The sequence below is a fragment of the Ferrovum myxofaciens genome, assembly GCF_013181415.1.
Lineage (GTDB): Bacteria > Pseudomonadota > Gammaproteobacteria > Burkholderiales > Ferrovaceae > Ferrovum > Ferrovum myxofaciens.
This window is the reverse complement of sequence record NZ_CP053676.1, coordinates 1,821,611-1,843,148: the sequence shown is the minus strand read 5'-3', so window position 1 is coordinate 1,843,148 and position 21,538 is coordinate 1,821,611. Positions and strand designations below refer to the sequence as shown.

22 protein-coding genes, 4 tRNA genes, 1 other RNA gene and 1 pseudogene are annotated in these 21,538 nt (G+C 51.8%); 11 read left to right on the top strand and 17 right to left on the bottom strand.

Annotated features, from left to right (window positions below):
* Nucleotides 1–5: 5 nt before the first annotated feature.
* The 11 genes from rplJ to HO274_RS08915 all read right to left on the bottom strand — a co-directional run bounded on the left by rplJ (nucleotide 6) and on the right by HO274_RS08915 (nucleotide 4,970).
* Nucleotides 6–533, bottom strand: a complete 528-nt coding sequence (rplJ, locus tag HO274_RS08965; protein WP_031596354.1) for a 50S ribosomal protein L10 — start codon at nucleotides 531–533, stop codon at nucleotides 6–8.
* Between the two features lie 232 nt (nucleotides 534–765).
* On the bottom strand, nucleotides 766–1,461 hold the full coding sequence (gene rplA, locus HO274_RS08960) for a 50S ribosomal protein L1 (protein WP_031596351.1): 696 nt from the start codon (nucleotides 1,459–1,461) through the stop codon (nucleotides 766–768).
* A 2-nt stretch (nucleotides 1,462–1,463) separates the two neighbouring features.
* On the bottom strand, nucleotides 1,464–1,898 hold the full coding sequence (gene rplK / locus HO274_RS08955) for a 50S ribosomal protein L11 (protein WP_031596350.1): 435 nt from the start codon (nucleotides 1,896–1,898) through the stop codon (nucleotides 1,464–1,466).
* Between the two features lie 71 nt (nucleotides 1,899–1,969).
* Complete coding sequence (gene nusG, locus HO274_RS08950; RefSeq protein WP_031596349.1) at nucleotides 1,970–2,503, bottom strand: transcription termination/antitermination protein NusG; 534 nt, start codon at nucleotides 2,501–2,503, stop codon at nucleotides 1,970–1,972.
* A complete protein-coding gene (gene secE / locus HO274_RS08945) occupies nucleotides 2,503–2,850 on the bottom strand; it encodes a preprotein translocase subunit SecE (RefSeq protein ID WP_062187356.1) in 348 nt (115 codons plus the stop codon). The genes nusG and secE overlap by 1 nt, the downstream gene beginning before the upstream one ends.
* A gap of 26 nt (nucleotides 2,851–2,876) precedes the next feature.
* A tRNA-Trp gene (locus tag HO274_RS08940) sits at nucleotides 2,877–2,952 on the bottom strand.
* Between the two features lie 6 nt (nucleotides 2,953–2,958).
* The gene (tuf, locus tag HO274_RS08935; protein ID WP_062187353.1) at nucleotides 2,959–4,149 is read right to left on the bottom strand and encodes an elongation factor Tu; all 1,191 of its coding nucleotides are present in this window, start codon (nucleotides 4,147–4,149) and stop codon (nucleotides 2,959–2,961) included.
* Nucleotides 4,150–4,199: 50 nt separating this feature from the next.
* Nucleotides 4,200–4,274 (bottom strand) — tRNA-Thr (locus HO274_RS08930).
* A 17-nt stretch (nucleotides 4,275–4,291) separates the two neighbouring features.
* Nucleotides 4,292–4,365 (bottom strand) — tRNA-Gly (locus HO274_RS08925).
* Between the two features lie 60 nt (nucleotides 4,366–4,425).
* Nucleotides 4,426–4,510 (bottom strand) — tRNA-Tyr (locus HO274_RS08920).
* A 40-nt stretch (nucleotides 4,511–4,550) separates the two neighbouring features.
* Nucleotides 4,551–4,970, bottom strand: coding sequence for a GtrA family protein (locus HO274_RS08915; RefSeq protein ID WP_035417550.1), 420 nt, complete (start codon nucleotides 4,968–4,970; stop codon nucleotides 4,551–4,553).
* A 32-nt stretch (nucleotides 4,971–5,002) separates the two neighbouring features.
* On the opposite strand from HO274_RS08915, the gene HO274_RS08910 reads away from it, so the two are divergent.
* On the top strand, nucleotides 5,003–6,010 hold the full coding sequence (locus HO274_RS08910) for a glycosyltransferase family 2 protein (RefSeq protein ID WP_051862418.1): 1,008 nt from the start codon (nucleotides 5,003–5,005) through the stop codon (nucleotides 6,008–6,010).
* A gap of 304 nt (nucleotides 6,011–6,314) precedes the next feature.
* Nucleotides 6,315–7,283, top strand: a complete 969-nt coding sequence (locus HO274_RS08905; RefSeq protein WP_160171555.1) for a sensor domain-containing diguanylate cyclase — start codon at nucleotides 6,315–6,317, stop codon at nucleotides 7,281–7,283.
* A gap of 61 nt (nucleotides 7,284–7,344) precedes the next feature.
* Here the strand turns inward: HO274_RS08905 and ssrS are convergent.
* The 4 genes from ssrS to csm6 form a co-directional block, all read right to left on the bottom strand.
* Nucleotides 7,345–7,527, bottom strand: a non-coding RNA gene (gene ssrS, locus HO274_RS08900) — 6S RNA.
* Between the two features lie 2 nt (nucleotides 7,528–7,529).
* Nucleotides 7,530–7,841 (bottom strand): cell division protein ZapA, encoded by a 312-nt coding sequence (locus HO274_RS08895; protein ID WP_031597687.1) that lies wholly within the window; start codon nucleotides 7,839–7,841, stop codon nucleotides 7,530–7,532.
* Complete coding sequence (gene zapB, locus HO274_RS08890) at nucleotides 7,838–8,086, bottom strand: cell division protein ZapB (protein WP_273118919.1); 249 nt, start codon at nucleotides 8,084–8,086, stop codon at nucleotides 7,838–7,840. Before zapB ends, HO274_RS08895 begins: the two co-directional genes overlap by 4 nt.
* Nucleotides 8,087–8,115: 29 nt before the next feature.
* The gene (csm6, locus tag HO274_RS08885) at nucleotides 8,116–9,270 is read right to left on the bottom strand and encodes a CRISPR-associated ring nuclease Csm6 (RefSeq protein ID WP_273118917.1); all 1,155 of its coding nucleotides are present in this window, start codon (nucleotides 9,268–9,270) and stop codon (nucleotides 8,116–8,118) included.
* A gap of 232 nt (nucleotides 9,271–9,502) precedes the next feature.
* On the opposite strand from csm6, the gene HO274_RS08880 reads away from it, so the two are divergent.
* Complete coding sequence (locus tag HO274_RS08880) at nucleotides 9,503–9,775, top strand: CCDC90 family protein (protein ID WP_273118913.1); 273 nt, start codon at nucleotides 9,503–9,505, stop codon at nucleotides 9,773–9,775.
* A 2-nt stretch (nucleotides 9,776–9,777) separates the two neighbouring features.
* On the opposite strand, the gene HO274_RS08875 is transcribed toward HO274_RS08880, so the two are convergent.
* Nucleotides 9,778–10,611: a hypothetical protein gene (locus HO274_RS08875; RefSeq protein ID WP_273118911.1), complete on the bottom strand. Its 834-nt coding sequence runs from the start codon at nucleotides 10,609–10,611 to the stop codon at nucleotides 9,778–9,780.
* A gap of 187 nt (nucleotides 10,612–10,798) precedes the next feature.
* Nucleotides 10,799–11,203: an outer membrane protein assembly factor BamE domain-containing protein gene (bamE, locus tag HO274_RS08870; protein WP_273118908.1), complete on the bottom strand. Its 405-nt coding sequence runs from the start codon at nucleotides 11,201–11,203 to the stop codon at nucleotides 10,799–10,801.
* A 493-nt stretch (nucleotides 11,204–11,696) separates the two neighbouring features.
* On the opposite strand from bamE, the gene csx2 reads away from it, so the two are divergent.
* From csx2 to istA, 8 genes and pseudogenes are all read left to right on the top strand, one after another.
* On the top strand, nucleotides 11,697–12,899 hold the full coding sequence (gene csx2 / locus HO274_RS08865) for a TIGR02221 family CRISPR-associated protein (protein WP_273118905.1): 1,203 nt from the start codon (nucleotides 11,697–11,699) through the stop codon (nucleotides 12,897–12,899).
* Nucleotides 12,900–13,389: 490 nt separating this feature from the next.
* Entirely contained in the window at nucleotides 13,390–14,589 is a 1,200-nt protein-coding gene (locus HO274_RS08860) for a Cas10/Cmr2 second palm domain-containing protein (protein ID WP_273118902.1), read from the top strand.
* Nucleotides 14,586–15,188 (top strand): RAMP superfamily CRISPR-associated protein, encoded by a 603-nt coding sequence (locus tag HO274_RS08855; RefSeq protein WP_273118899.1) that lies wholly within the window; start codon nucleotides 14,586–14,588, stop codon nucleotides 15,186–15,188. Before HO274_RS08860 ends, HO274_RS08855 begins: the two co-directional genes overlap by 4 nt.
* Entirely contained in the window at nucleotides 15,185–16,714 is a 1,530-nt protein-coding gene (locus tag HO274_RS08850; protein WP_273118896.1) for a hypothetical protein, read from the top strand. Before HO274_RS08855 ends, HO274_RS08850 begins: the two co-directional genes overlap by 4 nt.
* Entirely contained in the window at nucleotides 16,711–18,198 is a 1,488-nt protein-coding gene (locus tag HO274_RS08845; RefSeq protein ID WP_273118895.1) for an RAMP superfamily CRISPR-associated protein, read from the top strand. Before HO274_RS08850 ends, HO274_RS08845 begins: the two co-directional genes overlap by 4 nt.
* Nucleotides 18,195–18,707: a hypothetical protein gene (locus tag HO274_RS08840; RefSeq protein ID WP_273118892.1), complete on the top strand. Its 513-nt coding sequence runs from the start codon at nucleotides 18,195–18,197 to the stop codon at nucleotides 18,705–18,707. Before HO274_RS08845 ends, HO274_RS08840 begins: the two co-directional genes overlap by 4 nt.
* A 2-nt stretch (nucleotides 18,708–18,709) precedes the next feature.
* Nucleotides 18,710–19,852, top strand: a complete 1,143-nt coding sequence (locus tag HO274_RS08835) for an RAMP superfamily CRISPR-associated protein (protein WP_273118891.1) — start codon at nucleotides 18,710–18,712, stop codon at nucleotides 19,850–19,852.
* A gap of 153 nt (nucleotides 19,853–20,005) precedes the next feature.
* A pseudogene (gene istA, locus HO274_RS08830) lies at nucleotides 20,006–21,530 on the top strand (IS21 family transposase).
* The last annotated feature ends 8 nt before the right edge of the window (nucleotides 21,531–21,538 follow it).

Sequence of the window (21,538 nt, the reverse complement as noted above, 5' to 3'; positions counted from 1 at the left end):
TTGAATTAAACGGTTGCTTCTTTTTGATCGCGTACCGCAGCCAGGCCGCGGACAAATTTGGTCGGTACTTCGTTAAGGGTCTGAACGAACTTGGTAACCGGCGCCTGCATGGTACCCATCAACTTGGCGATGAGTTCCTCGCGGCTCGGCATGGTCGCCAAACTGGATACATCCTTGGCAGACATGACCGAATTCGGCATGGCTCCACCCTTGATGACCAATTTGTCATTTCCCTTTGCAAATTCATGAATCACCTTGGCCACCGCCACCGGATCCGCAGAAATCCCATAAACCAGTGGGCCGACCATCTGATCAGCCAAACCAGCAAAAGGGGTATCTGCGATGGCGCGCCGAACCAATGTGTTTTTCAGAACCCGGAAGTACACGCCCGCTGCTCTGGCCTTGGCCCTAAGAACAGTCATATCGGATACGGCCATTCCGCGATATTCTGCAAGGATGATCGCTTGAGCTTCGGTCACCTGCCCCGTCACTTCCGCCACGACTGCTTTTTTCTCTTCCAGATTGAGACTCAAGGTCTGTCCTCCATAAAGATTACAGAAAGAGGATAATTCCTCTTTCCAACCACGGCGACCTTTCTTTCAGGGCTTGATACGCGAGTGTATCGATACAGCAAGACCTTCCATCAGGGACCGCCATCTGCGTAGGCTCGTGTTTCCATTAAACCCTCTCGGGTACCTACGGTCTTTGATGTCCATGGGGTGCAATCCTGAAAAACACACCCCATGCCCAAAGTCGTTATGTCTTTTACACGGACACAGTGGAACCGTCGATACGGATCCCACCACCCATCGTGCTCGAGACGGAAATTTTTCTGAGATAAATCCCTTTGGCAGTTGCAGGACGCGCACGGTTCAGGGCACCCAGCAGAGCCTGCAAGTTTTCCTGCAAGGCCTCCACGGTAAAAGAGGCGCGTCCAATGGAACAGTGTACCAGGCCAGCCTTATCGGTCCGATACTGGACTTGCCCGGCCTTGGCATTCCTGACAGCCCCAGTGACATCGTTGGACACCGTACCCACCTTGGGATTGGGCATCAAACCCCGAGGACCGAGAACTTGTCCCAACGGTCCAACGATACGCATGGCATCGGGAGTGGCGATAACCACATCAAAATCCATGAAGCCACCCTTGATCTTTTCAGCCAGGTCTTCAAAACCCACGATATCTGCACCAGCGACCCGGGCTTTTTCAGCATTGTCGCCTTGGGCAAAAACTGCAACCCGCATGGTCTTACCGGTTCCTTTAGGTAACACCACAGAACCACGAACCTGCTGATCTGACTTCTTGGCATCCACGCCGAGATTCACAGCCACATCCACCGACTCATCAAATTTTGCCGTGGCCGTTTTTTTCACCAGTTCCAGAGCCTCAGTCACGGCGTAGGAACGGGCACGATCAATCTGTGCACGCAGAACTTGCGTACGTTTGGTCATTTTGGCCATGTTCAGTTAACTCCTTCCACAGTAATCCCCATGCTGCGCGCACTACCCGCCACGGTACGAACCGCAGCATCCAAATCTGACGCCGTCAAATCAGGCATCTTGGTGGTGGCAATGGCCTCAGCCTGCGCGCGTGTCAAGGTTCCCACCTTGTCACTATGGGGTTTGGGGCTTCCCTTGCTCACGCCGGCCGCCTTTTTGATCAACACGGTGGCGGGAGGCGTCTTCATGATGAAGGTGAAACTCTTGTCCGCATAGGCGGTAATCACCACCGGAACGGGCAAACCAACTTCCATGCCTTGAGTCTGGGCATTGAAAGCCTTACAGAATTCCATGATGTTAAGGCCGCGCTGACCGAGTGCTGGTCCAATGGGAGGACTGGGGTTGGCCTTACCTGCCGGAACCTGCAACTTGATGTAACCTGTGATTTTCTTTGCCATGATTGCTCCTATGTTCGGGTGCCAGCGGTGAACCTGCGTTCACCTCCCCAGAATGACTGGAATCAGGCGACCTAGCCCTTTTCCACCTGTCCAAAATCCAACTCTACGGGTGTTGCCCGCCCAAAAATCAGTACGGATACCCGGAGTTTATTCTTGTCGTAATTCACTTCTTCCACCATGCCATTGAAGTCAGTGAAGGGGCCATCCTTGACGCGAACGCTCTCGCCAACTTCAAACAGAACTTTGGGCCTGGGCTTCTCGACCCCTTCCTGTACCTTGTTCAGAATGTTTTGTACTTCCTTGTCGGTGATGGGAGTCGGCTTATTGGCTTTTCCACCCACAAACCCCGTCACTTTCGGCGTGCTCTTGACCAGATGCCAAGTCTCATCGGTCATATCCATTTGTACCAGAATATAGCCCGGGAAAAACTTGCGTTCGCTGATGCTCTTCTGACCGCCTTTCATCTCCACGACTTCTTCCACGGGGACCAGAATGTCGCCAAACTGCTCGTTCATGCCCGCTCGCGTGATTCGTTCCTTGAGCGCTCGCTGCACACTCTTTTCAAAGCCGGAATAGGCATGTACCACATACCAGCGCATTGTCATCATTCAGACCGCCCCATCAATCGTTGTACCGCCACCAGCAATCCCCAGTCCACCAACCACAGGAATACCCCCACCACCAGTACCAGAGCAAAAACCACCAGAGTGGTCTGCCAGGTTTCCTTACGGGAAGGCCAAACAACTCGTCGAGCCTCCACCACCGCGTCCTGAGAGAAACGGTAGAAGTCCTGTCCAGGCACCGTAAACCAGGCAACGGCAGCACCCAATCCCAATCCCGCCAATACGGCCAGAACCCGCAATACCAAAGCATGGTCCGCTAATTGGTAATAGCCCACCAACCCCGCCACTACAAGGGCAAGGGCGAGGGCAAACTTGAGTTTATCCGCCATGGGCGTTGAATTTCCTTTGTAAACCTTGGCAGGCCAGGAGGGCCTCGAACCCCCAACCTACGGTTTTGGAGACCGTCACTCTGCCAATTGAGCTACTGGCCTGTTTTATTACTGAATCACTTTAGCGACAACCCCGGCGCCCACGGTCCGACCACCTTCGCGAATCGCGAATCGCAGCCCCTCTTCCATCGCAATCGGTGCAATCAACGTCACCGTCACCGACACGTTGTCTCCAGGCATCACCATCTCCGTCCCCTCAGGCAACTCAATCGCCCCCGTCACATCCGTCGTACGAAAGTAAAACTGCGGACGATATCCCTGGAAAAACGGTGTGTGACGACCCCCTTCATCCTTCGACAATACATAAATCTCCGCCGTAAACTTGGTGTGCGGCGTAATCGATCCAGGCTTCGCCAACACCTGTCCACGCTCCACGTCCTCACGCTTCGTCCCGCGCAGCAATACCCCAACATTGTCCCCCGCCTGCCCTTGATCCAGCAACTTGCGGAACATCTCAACCCCAGTACACACCGTCTTTTGCGTGGTCTTCAACCCCACAATCTCGATGTCATCCCCAACCTTCACTATCCCGCGCTCAATCCGACCCGTCACCACCGTCCCGCGCCCTGAAATGGAAAATACATCTTCCACAGGCATCAAAAACGGTCCATCAATCGCACGCTTCGGCTCAGGAATGTATGTGTCCAACGCTTCCGCCAACTTCCAGATCGAGGGCTCTCCAATCTCCGACTGATCCCCTTCCAGCGCCTTCAACGCGCTTCCAATCACAATCGGCGTGTCATCCCCAGGAAAATTGTACTTCGACAACAGTTCCCGGACTTCCATCTCCACCAACTCCAGCAACTCCGCGTCGTCCACCATGTCCGCCTTGTTCATGTACACCACAATGTACGGAACCCCCACCTGACGGGCCAACAAAATGTGCTCCCGGGTCTGCGGCATCGGTCCATCCGCCGCCGATACCACCAACACCGCTCCATCCATCTGCGCCGCACCCGTAATCATGTTCTTCACATAATCCGCGTGCCCAGGACAGTCCACGTGTGCATAATGACGATTCACCGTCTCATACTCCACATGCGCCGTATTGATCGTGATCCCCCGCGCCTTCTCTTCCGGCGCCGAATCAATCTGAGCGTAAGACTTCGCCTCACCACCAAACTTCTTCGACAATACCACCGTCATCGCCGCCGTCAGCGTCGTCTTTCCATGATCCACGTGGCCAATCGTCCCCACATTCACATGCGGCTTCGTCCGCTCAAATTTGCTCTTTGCCATAATGTCCCTCGCTAAATCTCGGCTTGCGCCGCTGATGATCGTCTTAGACTTGGAGCCCATGACCAGGATTGAACTGGTGACCTCTCCCTTACCAAGGGAGTGCTCTGCCACTGAGCTACATGGGCCAAAACTTTTCAACTGTTGGAGCGGGTGAAGGGAATCGAACCCTCGTCGTAAGCTTGGAAGGCTTCTGCTCTACCATTGAGCTACACCCGCACACCGTCTTCAACATGCCACAAACCCGATATTTTTGAGTCTGCTGTCTTTCTAAACCTTTGGTGGAGGGGGAAGGATTCGAACCTTCGAAGGCAGAGCCGTCAGATTTACAGTCTGATCCCTTTGACCGCTCGGGAACCCCTCCTAAACGAACCCGTGATTATGGGCAAGGAGACGTAGTGTTGTCAATGCTTTTTTGTAGTTGGTGCATGAATAAATATCCATCGCTGTGCCGCAAGATAGTTCGCCCCCATCCCTGCCAGCGAACCCAACGCCACCGCAACAACAGGATGACCTGCCAACCATGAACTCAACCAGATCGCCAGAAGATAGGTACCATTGTTGAGTAGCGCACCCCACCCATTGGCCATCAAGTAGCGCGCCCACTCCCCCAGCCAGCGTTTGCTCCCTCGCCCTGCGAAGGCATAGCGCCGATTCAACCCCCAGGTCACCGTCACCGCCAGAAGAAACCCAAAAACTTGTGCGCCCACCAACCCGCAGTATGTATGGGTGGCCTGCACAGTCAACGCATCGACACCGAACCCCACGGTTCCCGCTGCCGCAAACAACAAAATACGCTTAAACTTTTCGGTTGCCAGGAACATGAACGGTCTCGGAGCGCAGTATAATTGAAAACATGAATTCTACGTCAAACCTTTCCACCTCCACACCCCCGATTCTTTCTGTGGTGGTACCCATGCACAACGAGGCTCAGAATCTGACGGTTTTTTTCGACCGTCTCTGTCATGTCCTGGAGCCCATGGGACTTTCCTGGGAACTGGTCTGTATCAATGACGGCAGTACCGATGACACCCTGAATCAATTACTGGCCCTGCGCGCTCGGGATACCAGGGTGGTCATTCTCGATCTGTCCCGGAATTTCGGAAAGGAAGCCGCGTTGACCGCCGGTCTCCTCGAAGCTCGTGGCGATGCTGCCATCCCCATGGATGCCGATTTGCAGGACCCCCCCGAACTACTCCCCGCCATGGTTGACCAATGGCGGGCCGGATATGACATGGTATTGGCGACTCGTTCCAGCCGACAAACCGACAGTTGGCTGAAACGCCACACCGCCCATTGGTTCTACACCCTCATCAACCGTCTGAGTGAAGTTCCTATCCCGGAAAATGCCGGAGATTTTCGTCTCATGAACCGCGCCATTCTGGAAGCTTTGCGCCAATTTCCCGAGCGCCGCCGTTTTATGAAAGGTCTCTTTGCCTGGGTCGGTTTCAAAGTCACGTCCGTCAGTTACGAGCGCCCGGAACGGTTGGCCGGCGTCAGCAAATTCAATTTCTGGCGTTTGTGGAATTTTGCCCTCGAGGGCATCACCTCCTTCAGTCATGTACCCCTGCGCATGGCCTCCTACCTGGGATTCGCAGTCTCTTCCCTGACCTTCCTGTACGCGCTCAAAGTTATTCTCGATACCCTGATTTATGGCAATTCCGTCAAGGGCTACCCTTCTCTGATGGTGGCCATCCTGTTTTTTGCCGGGGTTCAGTTGATGGCCTTGGGCATCATCGGAGAATACCTCGGACGTCTGTACGAAGAAAGCAAACAACGTCCCCTGTACTTCATCCGCGCCTACTATGGCCCCTCTCTTCCCGCACATGCTCAACCCATCTCCGCGAGAATCCCCTCGCTTTAGCCATGGGGAGGTTTAGAACAGTTTCGATACATGACGCCTGTAGTGATGATCCAGGCCCGATAGACGCAATTTTTCTCTTCCTCCAAGGAAATGGAATGTTCAGAAGTCTCCGAAACCCCGCCCAATAACTCCTAATCCCCCCCCTTTCATTCCAGTGCGTTTCTTCTGACAGTGCCGTAATCGACTTTACGGATTGTACGAAACCAAGATTTGGCACAAAATGAAACTGCACACAGGATGTGCGTGTATGAAAGTCCCGCCCCAAAGGACCGGTCATCGTCTGATATCCCATGATGGAGGTGATATGACGCACGGCAACCCTACCGACAAGAACCCCCAGACCAACAAGTCAAGTTCTCCGATGATCCACGCGGAGAAGGTACTCGATCATGTTCTGGATCACCTTTTCGACTCGGTCATCATGGCCTCGACCGATGGCCTGATCACCTCGTTCAATCGCGCGGCCACGCTGACTTTTGGATATACCCGCGCTGAAGCCCTGGGCCAGAATGTGACCCTGTTGATGCCTGAGCCCCATTGCACCCATCATGACCAGCATATTCGCCATTTTCTGGACTGGGGTGGAATCATTCCGTCCTCCCAGAACCGGGAGTTGGTGGGCAAACGAAAAAATGGGGAAGTCTTCCCCATCACGCTGGTTCTCACCTCCGTCGAACAAAGTCCTGGAGATTGGATCTTTATCGCCATTGTGCGGGATTTGACGCAGGTGGATGCGGCCTTGCAGAATCTACGCTTCACCGCCTACTCCGACCCTTTGACCGGATTGCCCAATCGACTTTTGCTCATGGATCGCCTCAGTCAGGCCATTCGTTCCCTCAACCGAGAAAGTCCGGGAATTGCCCTGCTTTTTGTGGACCTTGACCATTTCAAACCCATCAACGACAATTTCGGTCACCATGTCGGCGATCTGGTCCTTCGGGAAACGGCCACCCGACTGCAATCCTGTGTCCGAGAATCGGACACCATTGCCCGTTTGGGAGGAGATGAGTTCATCGTCCTGCTCATGGGGGTGGAAAACCCGCTGTCTGCTCTGGGGATAGGAGAAAAGATCCGCGAAACCCTGAATGACCCCTTTATATTGGAATCCGTTTCGCCTTTGACGCTTTCCGCCAGCATCGGCATGACATTCTGCCAAACCCATGCCATCGACGCAGAGAATCTGATTCGTCAGGCCGACTTCGCCATGTATCGAGCCAAGGCCCAGGGACGCAATACGGTTGTGTCTTATACCACGGCGCAGGATCTGCGCTGAACGCCCTCTCCACCCGTCTCTACCCCAACCAATGTCACGAAAATGATCGAATGAGAAAGATGGTTCCCCCGGTGATGCCGTCTGGCCGTCATCCTGAACCCTACTCAATAAAGAGGGCAATTTGCCGGAAACTTCAGGTACCGGAGATAAATCCAGCGCACAACAGTCTCCTTCGGGCCAATCACCAGGCTTGGATGCTTATCGGTTCAAAAAATCGGAACCATCGCGAGCACCCCAGGGGAAAACTCAAAACAAATTAATCTGCTCAAAAAAACACCGATCCAACTGATCTTCAACCGCCTTGATACGATGCTTCACTTCACCCACATCCCAACTGCTGGCAACTTTTTGTTCCATCATCTCGTATACCGCATTCAAGGCCACCATCACGGCGGCACGTTCCGGCCCCACCTCAGCATGACTGCGCGCCTCACGCATGCGTCGATCCAGTTCCAGCGCAGCCTCTTGCAACAAGGGGTGTTGGCCCTCCTCACACGCGACCCGATAGGTGCGGTCGTAAATAACGATTTCCAAAACTTTGGCTACAGGACGGTTCATGCCACCTCCGTCGTCTGATCCATCAATTTCTGCAACCGGTATCGCGCCTCCTCCATCTTTGCAGACATGGCACGCAACTCCTCGGTACGTTCGATCAACTCCTGACGCAGACGCTGGTTCTCGGATCGCAACCGATCACACTGGTCCACCACCCGATCGACCTTACTCTCCAACGCCGCGAAATACTTGTCCATGGCTTCACTATACCCCCAAAGCACCGGATCAAGCAAACACTCTGCTCTCACCTTTCTTATTCCAACGAATGCGCTCAAATTCAATGGATCTCGACACTCAGATCATGAGGCAGAAAATAATAGATCTGCCGCCTTTTTTTCCCCTTGTGCCATGCTTCCTCCCAGCGGGATTGAATCATGCAACGCTGCGCCAAGGATTCGCCCAACTCCTTGCGAATCCTCTTGTTGAGACGAGAAAGCAAGGGACTCAGGTAGTGCGCTGTCTCTTCCTCGAAATCGTTATAAGATTTTTCTAGCGCCTCTTCCACCGCGACATATTCCCTGCGTAACGAAGGTCCCAGCTCACGCAAAATACGCAAATAACCTTCGCGCCACCCCAAAGAACCTTCAGGAATCAGCCAGTCGATCTCTGGTGTACCAGCGTATTTGGCGTGGGCAAACCACAAGTACAGAGCAAAGTCCCGTTCTTTCAAAGGAAGAAGAACGTCGTTCACCCAAACCTGTTTGGCTGCCACAGAAAAGCGCATGCACACCTCACGGCTCATCCGATTGGCCATGAGTACCGCTTCCATGAAACCGGCACGGCCATCCAATAGTCGTTCGGGCAATCCATCCCGCAACCGTACAAAAGGAATTTCTGCCAGCGCCACCACTGCGTCCTGACAATCTCTGGCTTCGGGCGATTTTGGATCACGGGTATGAATCACGTGTTCATAGGGAGTCGGGTAGTAAAAATCGGGGTGGGCTTCGTAGGGTTCGTTGACCAGAACATGGGATAAACGATCTTGGCTACGACCAAAAAGCGATAGTGCATAACCCAGATAATACCCCATGGTTTTTCTTCCCCCAGCCAAGGATACATGCAACTCAACCTGAGGATTTCGAGTAAAATACGACACCAATCGAGCCGTTTGATCTGCGGCTGATTCGTTGTCTTGCACCGTACGAATATCTTCCAACTCAGTACCATCTGGATTTTCCAGGATATGGATATTCTCTGGAGGAAATTCTATGGAAGGCAACCGATAATCCTGACACAACTGGTGAAACCAGCCGGGTTTGCCCGACAGAAGATTGAGACGGGCATGGTGGGCTCCTTTTCCGGTCGTAATCAGGTGAATCTCAGTGGGTATCCAAGGGTTACGTCCCTCATTGGGGTGTACCGCCAGCGCATAAATCGTCTCGGTGACAATTTGTGGGGACATGCCAATGGCACAGAGCAGAATACGCTTCATTTCTCTATCTTCTTTGTTCTGATTGTCGTTCATTGATTGATCTCAAAAGAAAAAATCATGGCAGTACTCAAAACCATCGCAGAGTGGAATTGGCAACCCCGTAGGTCATTTACCGAACCAGGATAGAAGAACACAACAGGCTCAATGCGTTCTTCTTTCCTGCGAGTCCCTTCAAGATCAGAGTGCTATACTTCAACGATTGGTAAATCACATTCCTTCTGGGAGTCGATCCATGACCACCCTATCCTTCGACACACTGAAATTCGCCAACCGTCTCAAGGATGCCGGGGTTACAACGCGCCAGGCTGAAGCCGAAGCCCATGCACTGTTTGAAGCCCTGGACCTCAATATCCGTGAATTAGCCTCACGTGATGACCTGAAAAGCCTGGAAACACACATTGATGCCCGACTAAAAATTTTTGATGCCCGACTTCAGATTTTTCAGTGGATGTTGGGATTTCTTCTGGCCGGGGTTTCTTCCATCGTTCTCAAAACCTGGTTTTGATCTCACCCCGTCACTTTCCCTTGCGACTTGCTGATCACGTTATAGGAAACCACACCATAGGGTGAAGTAGTTTGCACATACTGAAGTTCGATATCCTCATGCTCCAATGTCGCCAAGGCCGCAGCTATACTGGCGGTTTTTGTGCCCCCAGTCACATCAATCATGATTTCGCCATGAGAGACTTTTTTCTCTTTACTAAGAAAATCGATACATGACTTGAATTCCTGGTATACCCCTTCGAGATCATCAAAAGAAAGATGTTCACTCCCTTGATGAAATACTTGTACAGAATCGCCAACATAATGGCGAACAACCATCTCGAACGCTGTCAGATACTCATAAGAACCATTCTTTCCCCCAGAGCTCAATAGGAACAGGTATTTCAATGCACCCAGATGGGGTTTCAAGGCGCGTAAGAACTGCTGCAGATTCAACCTATCCAATTGGTCAATATCCTCGGCAATATCCTCGGACAACGACACATTCGACTTGCTCGTTTGAATGGTGACCTTCCCTTCCGATGAGTCTACATTGTAGCCCGATGGCGTTGAAGCCATCATGATCACGGCTTGATGGGATTTGACGCCCGTGCGGTTTTTCAAATGCCTGACAGACAGATATTCCTCCGTCAACTTCTTGATCCACAAGGAAACCATGCCAAACCCAAGAAGACTGATACAGATTATGACCACATTGGCCCATATCCCATCGGGACTGATCTTGAGCACCCCATATAAAAGATCCTTACTCCCCTCAGCCACCAGATTTGAAAAAACCACGGTCAGCAGAATAGCGACAATCAGTCTCGCTGTTTTAGGGTCGTAATTTGATTTCATCTCCACTCCAGTTCAAGATGATGTCCATTCCTCCAATAAACCAAGAAATCGGACAGGGGGGACCCAATGGATGTACTGCCGCTCATTAGGGCCCCAACCACCTAGAATCACAAGGATGCGTACCTTTTGAAGTATGCCATGACTATATCACGCACAAAGTTACTCTTTCCCGTGAAATCATCATCAATCATCTATTGAATAGTCCCGTCTTTTGGCTGACTTCGGCTTCTTTCAAGGAATACCGCTGAACAACATTCTGTTTGTCAAAGAGAACTACCAGAGATTTCTTCGTACCGCTGGAACTGGCTCCGAACCAATTTACTACAGGCACATAACTGATGGCATCCGCCGACATTTTGGTGAAATCATAGGTCCAAACTTCCAGACCACTATCTGTAAACGACGTCACGGTAGGTGCCCCAAACAACGACTGAACTTGGGCTTGTGTCGTTTTCCCTTCTACGATTTTATCCTTGATCGTTGATGAGGATTCCGCGCGAATGCTCTCATTTCCCGTGCTTGCACATCCTGCCAGAGCAACACAGAGAACCACCATACTGCCAACAACCCCTTGAGAAAATATTTTATTCATTTTTTAACCCTTGTAAAAAAGCAGATTGTAATTATTTTGTTTTGGTCACCAATACGTTTCGATAAAAATCAAAACGTGGGCATAGTATCATACGATATATTTTTAAAATCGGAAATATCAAGTACTGTCTTCGAAACATGAAAAAAACCCATTACTCAATGAGAACATTCCCATTTCAGTCTCCTTATCAAAAATAACTGCAACACAATGACTTAATCCTAGCAAAGCATGCAGGCCACCCCAGACTTTGCAAAGTTGCATGTCGAGGGTCATCGGTCCTCTCCAGTCACGATCTTTACTGGCTATATTGACTTGCTTTCTTATGAATCAATGTTGATTTATGCAGGACAATTTTCTTCTGCCAAGATACTTTTCTGATGCTCGAAACTCTCTATTGATTTCCTCCCTTCAATCTGTCACGATCAGCACCTCGTCAGTCAAATGGTTCAAGTTCACAGAAAACCTTATTGTGTTGATAAAGATCGGGAGGGAAATGAACACAACTTTGGTAAGTTTTTTGGGCAGGAATACCGTAGATCCGCGCACAGGATATCGATGCGCCCGTTATCGTTTTACGGATGGATCAGAGTTCGAAACGCCCTTCTTCGGTCTGGCTCTTGCCCAGAAATTCCAGCCCGAGCGCATGGTCATTCTGGGCACTTCCGGCAGCATGTGGGACATGCTGATCGGTCATCTCTCTCCCGAAAACGAGGACCTCTGGGAAAAGTTCATGGTAGCCGCTCAGGAGGGTCAAGTTACCGACGCTCTTCTGGCACTGGCTCAACCCATCGTCGAAAGCCTTCTAGGGTATACGGTCGTTCTGCGCATCATTCCCTTTGGACGCGATACCTCCGAACAGATAGCCATCCTGCAAACCATTGGGGAGGTGGTCCCTAAAAGCGAAGTCATACTGGACCTCACCCATGGTTTTCGTCACCTCGCCGCCTTGGGACTATTGTCTGCGTTCTTCATTGAAAGAGTTGCCAACGTTGATGTGACAGGGCTTTATTATGGTGCCTTGGACATGACGGTCGGTGGCATCACTCCTGTGGTTCAACTGGATGGACTACTGACCGTGGAACGATGGATCAATGCCCTCAACCGTTTTGACCAGAGCGGAGACTATGGTGTCTTCTCTCCCCTGTTGCAAACCGCAGGGATCCCTGCAGATAAGGCGCGCTGTCTTGAAGACGCCGCATTCCATGAACGCACCTTCAATCTGAGTGATGCCGCCCGCAAATTAGGTACAGTGTTACCCCTGCTTGATCATCTTCAAGGCCCGGGAATACTTTTCAAAGATAATTTGCTGAAACGTTTGGCTTGGGCACGAACGGGGACCCTCTTCACTCACCAAAAGACCCTTGCACTGACCTACCTTGAAAGAAAAGATTTCGTCCGTGCAACCGTGTTTGGATGGGAAGCCTTCGTCACCCGAGAATGCACAGTCCGGGGTTTGAACCCCAACGACTTTAATGGGGGACGGGACCAAGCTCTGAAATTGCTGAAATCCGAACTCAAACTGGACCAATTTCCGCAAGGAAAAATCCACCACTACAACATTCTCAAAAACCTACGCAATGCCCTGGCCCATGGTACCCCGCCCAAATTGAAAGAAATCAGGCGATTGATGCTCGATCCTGACGACATGACACAGGCGTTGAACACTTGCTTCATGGAATTGCTCGAAAAGACATGATCGACATTGCACACTTTCAAAATCTAATAACCCACAGACGGTACTGCTGATGAACACATTTCATTCTTTCTTGTTCGAAGTCAAATCCATCCAGAAATATATCTTTCTGGGAGACCGTCTGCGCGATACCATCGGGGCCAGCGAGTTGATCGATCTTCTGACCAATGAAAAAATTCCCGAAGAAAACCTATTGGACAATGTTCTTTCTGTCGTAGCAGCGAAAGACAGTATTGAGTTTTCGCGCCGCGCCGGGGGAGCATTCTATGCTTTCAGCAGGGATGCCATTGTGTTGGCCAGATTTTCTGCACTGTGGTCCTTGGCAGTACAACACTGGGCACCGGGGTTATCTTTTGATATGGGGAAAGGTTCAGGAAAAACCATGCTCGAGGCCTTTGATACAGCCCGAAGAAATATGCAATCCTCGAGTAGTCACCCACGTGCTTTTCTCCCTCTCGGTTCTCCCATTACCCTTCGCACCCCACGCACCGGCATGGCAGCAACGAAAAACCATTCTCATGAAGGCGCAATAGACAGTGCAACAGTAAGAAAAAGAATTTTTTCCGATCTGTCAACAGCCGGATTTATCGATCGATTTTCTCCACCCGGCATTAACTGGCGAGACTGGCCCACCAGTTTCGAACCAAACGAACCAGATCTACAAAATTCTCAGAGGGATTCCAAACCTTTCAACCAAATTTTTCCTTTTGTCGGCGAGAATCGAAGCGTGGCCATGATTCACGCGGATGGTAATGGTATGGGACAAATACTGCGACAACTCAAGGGATTGGTCGAATCAACTCCTGATCGATTTCAGGAACTTTACAAGGATTTTTCCAATGCGGTGGAATGTAGCACCATCCAGGCCGCGCAGGAAGCCGTTAAAATCGCACTCATCCCCTATCGCAAACCCGGAGAACCACTAGCGGCTCGACCCATTCTTTTAGGCGGCGACGATGTCATCGTCATCGTCCGTTCTGATCTTGCCTTGCACTATATTCAGGCATTTGCCAGTGCTTTTGAGCGCGAAAGTGCAACCCGACTTCGAGCATTAAATTGCGACTTGCCACCCAAACTGACTATCGGATTTGGTGTCGTCTATCTTTTAGCCAACCAACCCTTTTCACTGGCAGTTCAAGTTGCAGAGAAATTGATGGGGCATGCCAAAAATGATGCTAAAAAAATCGTTCCCAACGGACAGATCCCGCCGTCAACCGTCATGTTTCATCGGGTGACCGGTACCTTGTCGTGTGATGTTCTGGAACCTATCCGCCGATCAGACCATACGACTCTGGAGCTCACGATGGGAACTTATGTTCTCAGTACCGAATTCACGTCTCCCTTACCCAAACTGGGGGATCTTTTTGCTTTGCAAGCCTTGTTACAACACCCCGCCATGGCTCACGGACCTATTCGGCAATTGCTCAATTTGTTGGAATCATCACCCACCCAGGCGCGACAGAGTTGGGCACGCTGGCGTTTCCTCATGAAAGAAAAACCATCAGAAATTCTCAATAAATTTGACGAGATCATGAAACAGTTATTGCCGCAATATAACTCTCAAAAGGCTCTTCCTTACGCCCCTCTTGAAGCCCAAAGCCCTCATCACCGAACGCCACTTGGCGATGTATTGACTCTCCGTGCTGTTAACAATCTCCTGCCTGAAAACATTTCAGAGGAGGCTCGCGTATGACCCACTGCCTCCTGAAAGTAGACATTCGCAGTTATTGGTTACCCGGAACAGGACGCACCTCTGGTGCCATGATCGACAGCACGGCACACCGTGATGCCCAGGGGCTTCCCGTCCTGCCGGGGCGTCATCTCAAAGGTTTATTGCGTGATGCCATGGAACGGGTCGCCCTGTGGGGATGGCCGGGATATGCCGATCTGGCCAGAGATCTGTTCGGCGACCGTACTGAAGAGGGGTCTCCCTATCTCCCCAACAAGGGCAGTTTGCGCATCAGTGATGCCCGACTTCCGGAGGAGATTACGCCTTGGCTACACAGCGAAGAAGGAAGGGATGCCCGCCTGAAAATGTTTCGCGCCCTAAGTTCAACAGCCATCGACAACGATGGGGTCATGGGAAGTGCCAAAGACAAAAGTTTACGCGTATTGGAAGTCGTCATTCCGTTATCATTAACTGCCCGTCTTGAACCAGTTCCGGGGATCACACCTCCTCCTGACTGGGTTCAACATTTGACTGCCGTACTCCCGCTCATTTCAGCCGTAGGTGCCCATCGTAACCGGGGATTGGGACGAGCCATTCTCTCTTTGGAGGAATTCCCGTCATGAAGCACTTTCTTCTTGACATCACCCTGAACGAAGATTGCATCTTCAGCATGCAAAATATCACAACCGGGGGACACCAGACACTCACCCACATTCCAGGTTCAGCGCTTCTGGGCGCAGTTGCGACACGACTATACCCGCACCTTTCCACAAACGATGCCTTTGCTGTTTTTCATAGTGGCTCCCTGCGTTTTGGTAATGGCTACCCCACCACCCATGCCGGCAAGGTCGCTTGGCCTATCCCGCTGTGCTGGCACCGTGCAAAGACCCAAGAGGTATCCCCTCATCATCCCCTCAACCCAGAACATATCTATAACTTTCTTCATGTCTCCGAACTTCCGGATTTTCAACAACCCAAACAGATGCGCGAAGGCTATATCAGTGAAGATGGAGAATTGATACTGCCCCGTTCAAGTTTCCGCCTAAAAACCGCCATCGATCCAAGAACTGGATGCGCTGCCGAAGGACAACTTTTTGGTTACTCATCCCTTATGGCGGGACAAAGTTTCAAAGCCGAACTGGAAGCCGACGATGACTTTCCGCCTGAACTGTTGGGCCAAGTCAAAGAAATTCTTGAGCGCGAAATTTTATTGGGCCGTTCACGCAGTGCAGAGTATGGCAGAACCTCCATCCGTGTCACTCCCGCTGACCCGCCTTTCCAGGACCAAGAGAAATCCGCACAAACCAGACAACTGACTCTCTGGTTTCTATCAGATTGCTTTCCCTGCCACCCCTCTGGCATGCCCAGTACGGACATCACTGCCGAATCCTTGGGCCTGCCCCCTGGAGCCCAGATCGACTGGCGTACAAGTTTTACCAGAACTCGTTCCTTCAGTTCCTGGAATGCCTATCGGCAGGGCTATGACCGTGAGCGCTTTGGAATCCAGGCAGGGAGCGTATTGAGCATTTCTTTTCCTGATTCGGATCTATCAAACATTACAGCGTCTCTAACTCGAAGGATCGGGCTGTACCGTGAAGGAGGCGCCGGTCAAGTCTGGGTCAATCCACCCCTGCTCAGACACAAACATCCTTCCTTCATCTCGTCCACTGACCGTGATACAACCTCACTGCCTTCTCCTCAACGACCGAATCACCCTTTGTTGAACTGGCTCACAAAACCAGAAGGAGCCGACCTTGAAAATTGTCAAGAAGAGGCATGGAAAATTGCCGGAGATTATTGGAAACAGATCGACAGCGTGCGTCGCGATAAAGGATTTCCAGAGACCGCCACAGATTTCTATCCTTCCGTTTCCCAATGGGGCACTGTATTGCAAGCCGCACGCACAAAATCTGGAAATGATTTATACCAGGCTCTTTTCTCCCATACGAACGCCGTCATCAAACCTACGGGAAAGAACTGGGGACTGGATATTTGTGTCATGGATAAATCTTGCAAAACTCTTGACGAATGGATCAAGATGCAGATCAGCCAAGGAACTTCGTGCAATGCTTCCCTGGTACAACATCTGGCCCGCAAACTGATGGACGGTCATCCAAACCAGAAAAAAACAAGGGGGGAATTGAAATGACACAAGAATTTCCTATTCTGTATCTGGCACGAGTCCTGATCGAAGCGCACACCCCCCTCTCCATTGGAACAGGCAACGCTGACGGTGTGTTCGATACCACGCTGGTTCGTGATGCCAATGATCTCCCCGCCATTCCTGCTACCAGTCTGGCTGGTGTACTGCGTGGTTTGTATACCCAAACATTCGGTCAAAACTCTACTCATTCTCTTTTTGGACATTCCTCTGCTTCAGGCTCTGACAACCCAGTCGCTGCTTTCTCCTCACGGGTAACCATCAGTTGGGGTGCCTTATTGGACAGTCACGGGCGAGCTGCAGATGGAATCATTTTTGAAACCGAACGCATAAATTCAGATCCCATTTATTCGAGTGTCCAACGCCAAAAAGATCTGCCCGTCCATCGTAATCGTGTACGCTTGAACCATCGGGGAACCGCCATGGATACCGGCAAGTTTGACCTTTCCATCCTGCCTGCCGGTCACCGTTTCGCCTTCGAATTGCGCCTATGGGCCAAGGTTGAAGAGAGTAAACAGGAATGGGATCAATTGCTTTCATTGCTCACTCACCCCGGTTTTCGTCTCGGCCGTTCCACCCGTGGCGGTCTGGGTGCCATGCACTGTGTCACACAATACACCGGACGGTATGATCTACGCATGCCCGCTCAGGTTCATGCTTTAGGTCTGCTCGGCAGCGATCCTTCGCACACCCGTGGGCTCACTCTGACTCCAATCCAGAAAAATATGGCTGCCAATGTTACCTGGCTTGAGGGCACACTCAGCCTGAGCGCAGTGGGTTTATGGCGCATTGGGCAAGGCGATCTAGCCCTTGGAAATCCCCTAAAGGAACCAGATCTACTGCCTGTCACCGAAGAACGCGTGCAATGGGTGAATGGCCAGGGAGAAGTCAAACCGCAACGAGATATTTTAATTCCCGCCACATCACTCAAAGGGGTTTTATCCCACCGCATGAGTTATCATGCCCGGCGGCACGCAGGTCAATGGAATGGGCCGCAAAGCCATGAAACGCCCGCACCAGAAGTGTGCGCCCTGTTCGGCGAACTCAAAGATGAGCCAGAAGCGCGTGGTTGGGCTGGCTGCCTGTACCTGGATGACGCGTACATGAACCCCAATCATGAGAAAAATACACGCCTCATGCACAATTCCATCGACCGATTCACTGGAGGTGTGCAACAACATAGGTTGTTTGATGAGCAAAACCTCTACCTGGGTCAATTTACCGTACGGCTTATACTCGATCTTGCTCGATTGCAAAAAGTTGCCGCTCACCGTCAGATTTCTCTACACAACCTCCAAAAAGCATTCAAAGACACCCTGACGGATCTTTGCGAGGGACGACTGGCATTGGGCGCACGCTCGACCTCTGGAAATGGGTTCCTTCAGGGCACTTTTGAAGGTTCCCTAGCCAACCCTTGGCTCATCGATTTCTCCCATGGTTCTCAGAAATCCATCACCACCGAGGCCGCATGATGAACATGGAAACCATCCTGGCCGACTACGCCAATTTGTTGGAGTGTCAATCCAAATCAAATCATAACCGATTGCAGTTACCCCGCATGGAGCGCGGCTTCCCGATCTTTCGACCCGTGGAAAAATTCGCCGACCCAGTCGATCTCTGGATGGCATTGGAAGCCTGTCAACCTTGTGCTGGCTGGTTACAGTGGCAATCATGCCAACTCCCTTTCGAAGGCCTATTACCCCCGCCCGAAAAGAATTGGGGAATGCTTCTGAGTGGCGAAGTCGTCACCCCTGACAAACATACCTTGGCTCTTCACCGTTCTCCCGACAACCAGTGGACACTCACACGCATAGCCCATGACCCCAATGGCGATGGACTATGGGATGAAGTTCTACATCTGGCCAGCAACCGGTCTTTTGGTGCATTGCGTTACCGTCGTTACTGGAAAATCATCCCTGATCGAGGGGCCATACAAACCACGACCTGCTTTACCGGTTTCTTGAAAGAAAAAAGGGATTGATCATGCCTTCGCCCCATCATTCGTCCAAAAATCATTCCCGATCTTCTTCGGTAACTGATAACGACCCCATGATTTCTGCGCCCTACAACTTTGTCCCCTTGGCAAACTGGGTGCATATTCCCGAGTGGAGCACCCAGGTTTCCCATGACTGGCCCTTTCAGGATGGAGTAAGTGGGGAATTATCCCTGACCCTCACCACTCATACCCCCCTACTGGTCGGAGGACAACAAACCAAAGCTGAACAAGACAAACCTGGAGAAGTCACTCCCTTTCAATTGCCCGGCGGCCGCTATGCCATTCCCGGTTCCAGTATAAAAGGCATGCTTCGTGCCGTCATTGAAATTGCCGGCTTTGGCCGGATGCACCAAGTGGATGAACAACGACCGGCCTTGCGTGATATCACCCAGAGTGATTCCATCTACGCAACCCGCATCCAAGGCAAGATCAAAACCGGCTTTCTAAGCCGCACCCTGGATGGAAAACAGGAGATCCATCCTTGCAAAATGGTCCGATTGAATCATCGCGACCTCGAACAAGTCTTCAAAATACCTAAACCCATCTTTGAAAGGGGTTCCGTGACCGACAAATACCGCCGTTGGAAAGAACTCTGTGCAACCCGAAAACGGGATCCACAAAACATCCTTTTCGACGTCGACACAACATCGAAGGTCGCCACAAACTTGTATCAAGGAAAAATCCCGGGAACTCCAGTATTTACCGGACAAATCAACGAAAGTACTCAAAAAACCGGGAAGTCCAAAGATTTTATTTTCCACAATGACACCAAGCCCCCCATTTCCGTCCAACCCAAAGAATGGGCAGACTTTCTTCGTATTCACGGCGATGAAGAGAAGAGGGATGAAATGTCCTGGCCCGGTTATTGGAAACGCGAGTACCGCGCAGGTAAAAAGGTACCCGTCTTCTATTTGCAGGACGAGGGTCTCTTGCGTATCGGCCTTGCCTACATGCCCAAACTGGCTGGTGATTTTTCCACTTGGAACATGATCGATCACAGCAGCACCAAACACAGAGCCCCGCCGGGTCAGGAAAATGGTTATGATTTTGCGGATCTGTTATTCGGTGCCTTGGTGGGTATTCTGGCCCAACGTGACCGCTCATTCCGGCATCGTGACCGGTCATTCTGATTTATCGTGACCGCCTGTTCTGATTTATCGTGACCGATTTTGGCGGGTTTCCAGAATCTTCGGTCACGATGCCAGAATGGCGTCATACGACGGGGTAATGGTGTTACGCATGGACCCGCTGAACGGGTATGCTGATCAGTTTTTGGAGCCAGCATGCCCACACCAAGGATTGCTATGCGTAAAATCAAGGATGTTCTTCGATTAAAACTCGATGCTGGGCTCAGTCATGAGCAAATTGCGATGGCTCTCAAGATCTCCAAGGGGGTAGTCGCCAAGTATGTTGGGCTGACCACGGCGGCAGGTCTGGATTGGGCCACCATACAAACGCTGGATGAAACCAGTTTGCAACAGAAGTTGGTTGGTTCTTCACATCGGACCCGCCGACATGTTCAGCCGAACTTTGGCCGTATTCATCAGGAATTGCGCCGCAAGGGCATGACCCTGATGTTGCTGTGGGAAGAATACCAGGCTGAATATGCGGACAGCCAGACCTACAGTTATTCTCAATTCTGTGATTGCTACCAGCGTTTTGCCCGAACTCTCAAGCGCTCCATGCGCCAGGTTCACCGCGCGGGGGAGAAGTTGTTCATTGACTTTGCCGGTCCAACTATCCCCTTGGTGGGAGGAGATCGTGCCCATATCTTCGTGGCGGCCCTGGGGGCATCCGGCTATACCTTCGCCTGTGCCACGCCCCGCGAGACGACGGAGGACTGGATAAATGGAACGATCCGGGCACTGGAATTCTATGGTGGGGTCACCCAACTCATCGTCCCGGATAACCCCAAGGCATTGATTGCCAATCCGGACCGCTATGAGCCCCGCAGTAACGACACGGTACTGGATTTTGCCCGCCACTACGGTACCTCGGTACTTCCTGCCCGGACCTACTCCCCCCAGGATAAAGCCAAAGTCGAGTCTGCGGTGCAGGTGGTTGAGCGTTGGATCATGGCTCGTCTGCGTCATCACCGGTTTACCACGGTTAACGAGGTGGATGAGGAAATCACCCCGTTGCTGGAACGGCTCAATCACAAACCGTTTCAGAAACTGCCCGGCAGCCGTGCCAGTACTTTTGCAGCGCTGGATGCACCGGCATTGCAACCCCTGCCGGTTCAACGCTATGAAATCGCCCACTTCAAGAGCGCCAAGGTCCATATCGACTATCACATCGAGGTGAATGGTCATCGGTACAGTGTGCCCCATGCCCTGATTGGTCAGGACTGGAAGCCCGGATCACCGCCTGCGTCGTCGAGATCCTGCATCGTGGGCAACGGGTGGCCAGTCATGCTCGCTCCGATCAACGCGGTGGATTCACCACCCTCGCCGAGCATATGCCCGCGGCCCACCGGGCCCATAGGGGAATGGACACCCCAGCGTCTGATTCACTGGGGGTGAGAGCATTGGCCCGGCCACCGGGGTCACAGTGACCCGCCTGATCGAGGAGCACAAGCATCCAGAACACGGTTATCGGGCCTGCCTGGGGTTACTGTCTCTGGCCAAACGCTATGGCAAATTACGACTGGAAGCCGCCTGTGTTCTGGCTCTTCAGATCGGTACCTGCAAATACCGCCATGTCCGCGACATTCTGGTCAATAACCGCGACCAGATCGCTCACTCCCCCGCAACCGAATGGATCAGCCCGGATCACCCCCATGTGCGGGGCCCGGCTTACTACCAATAGGACACAAG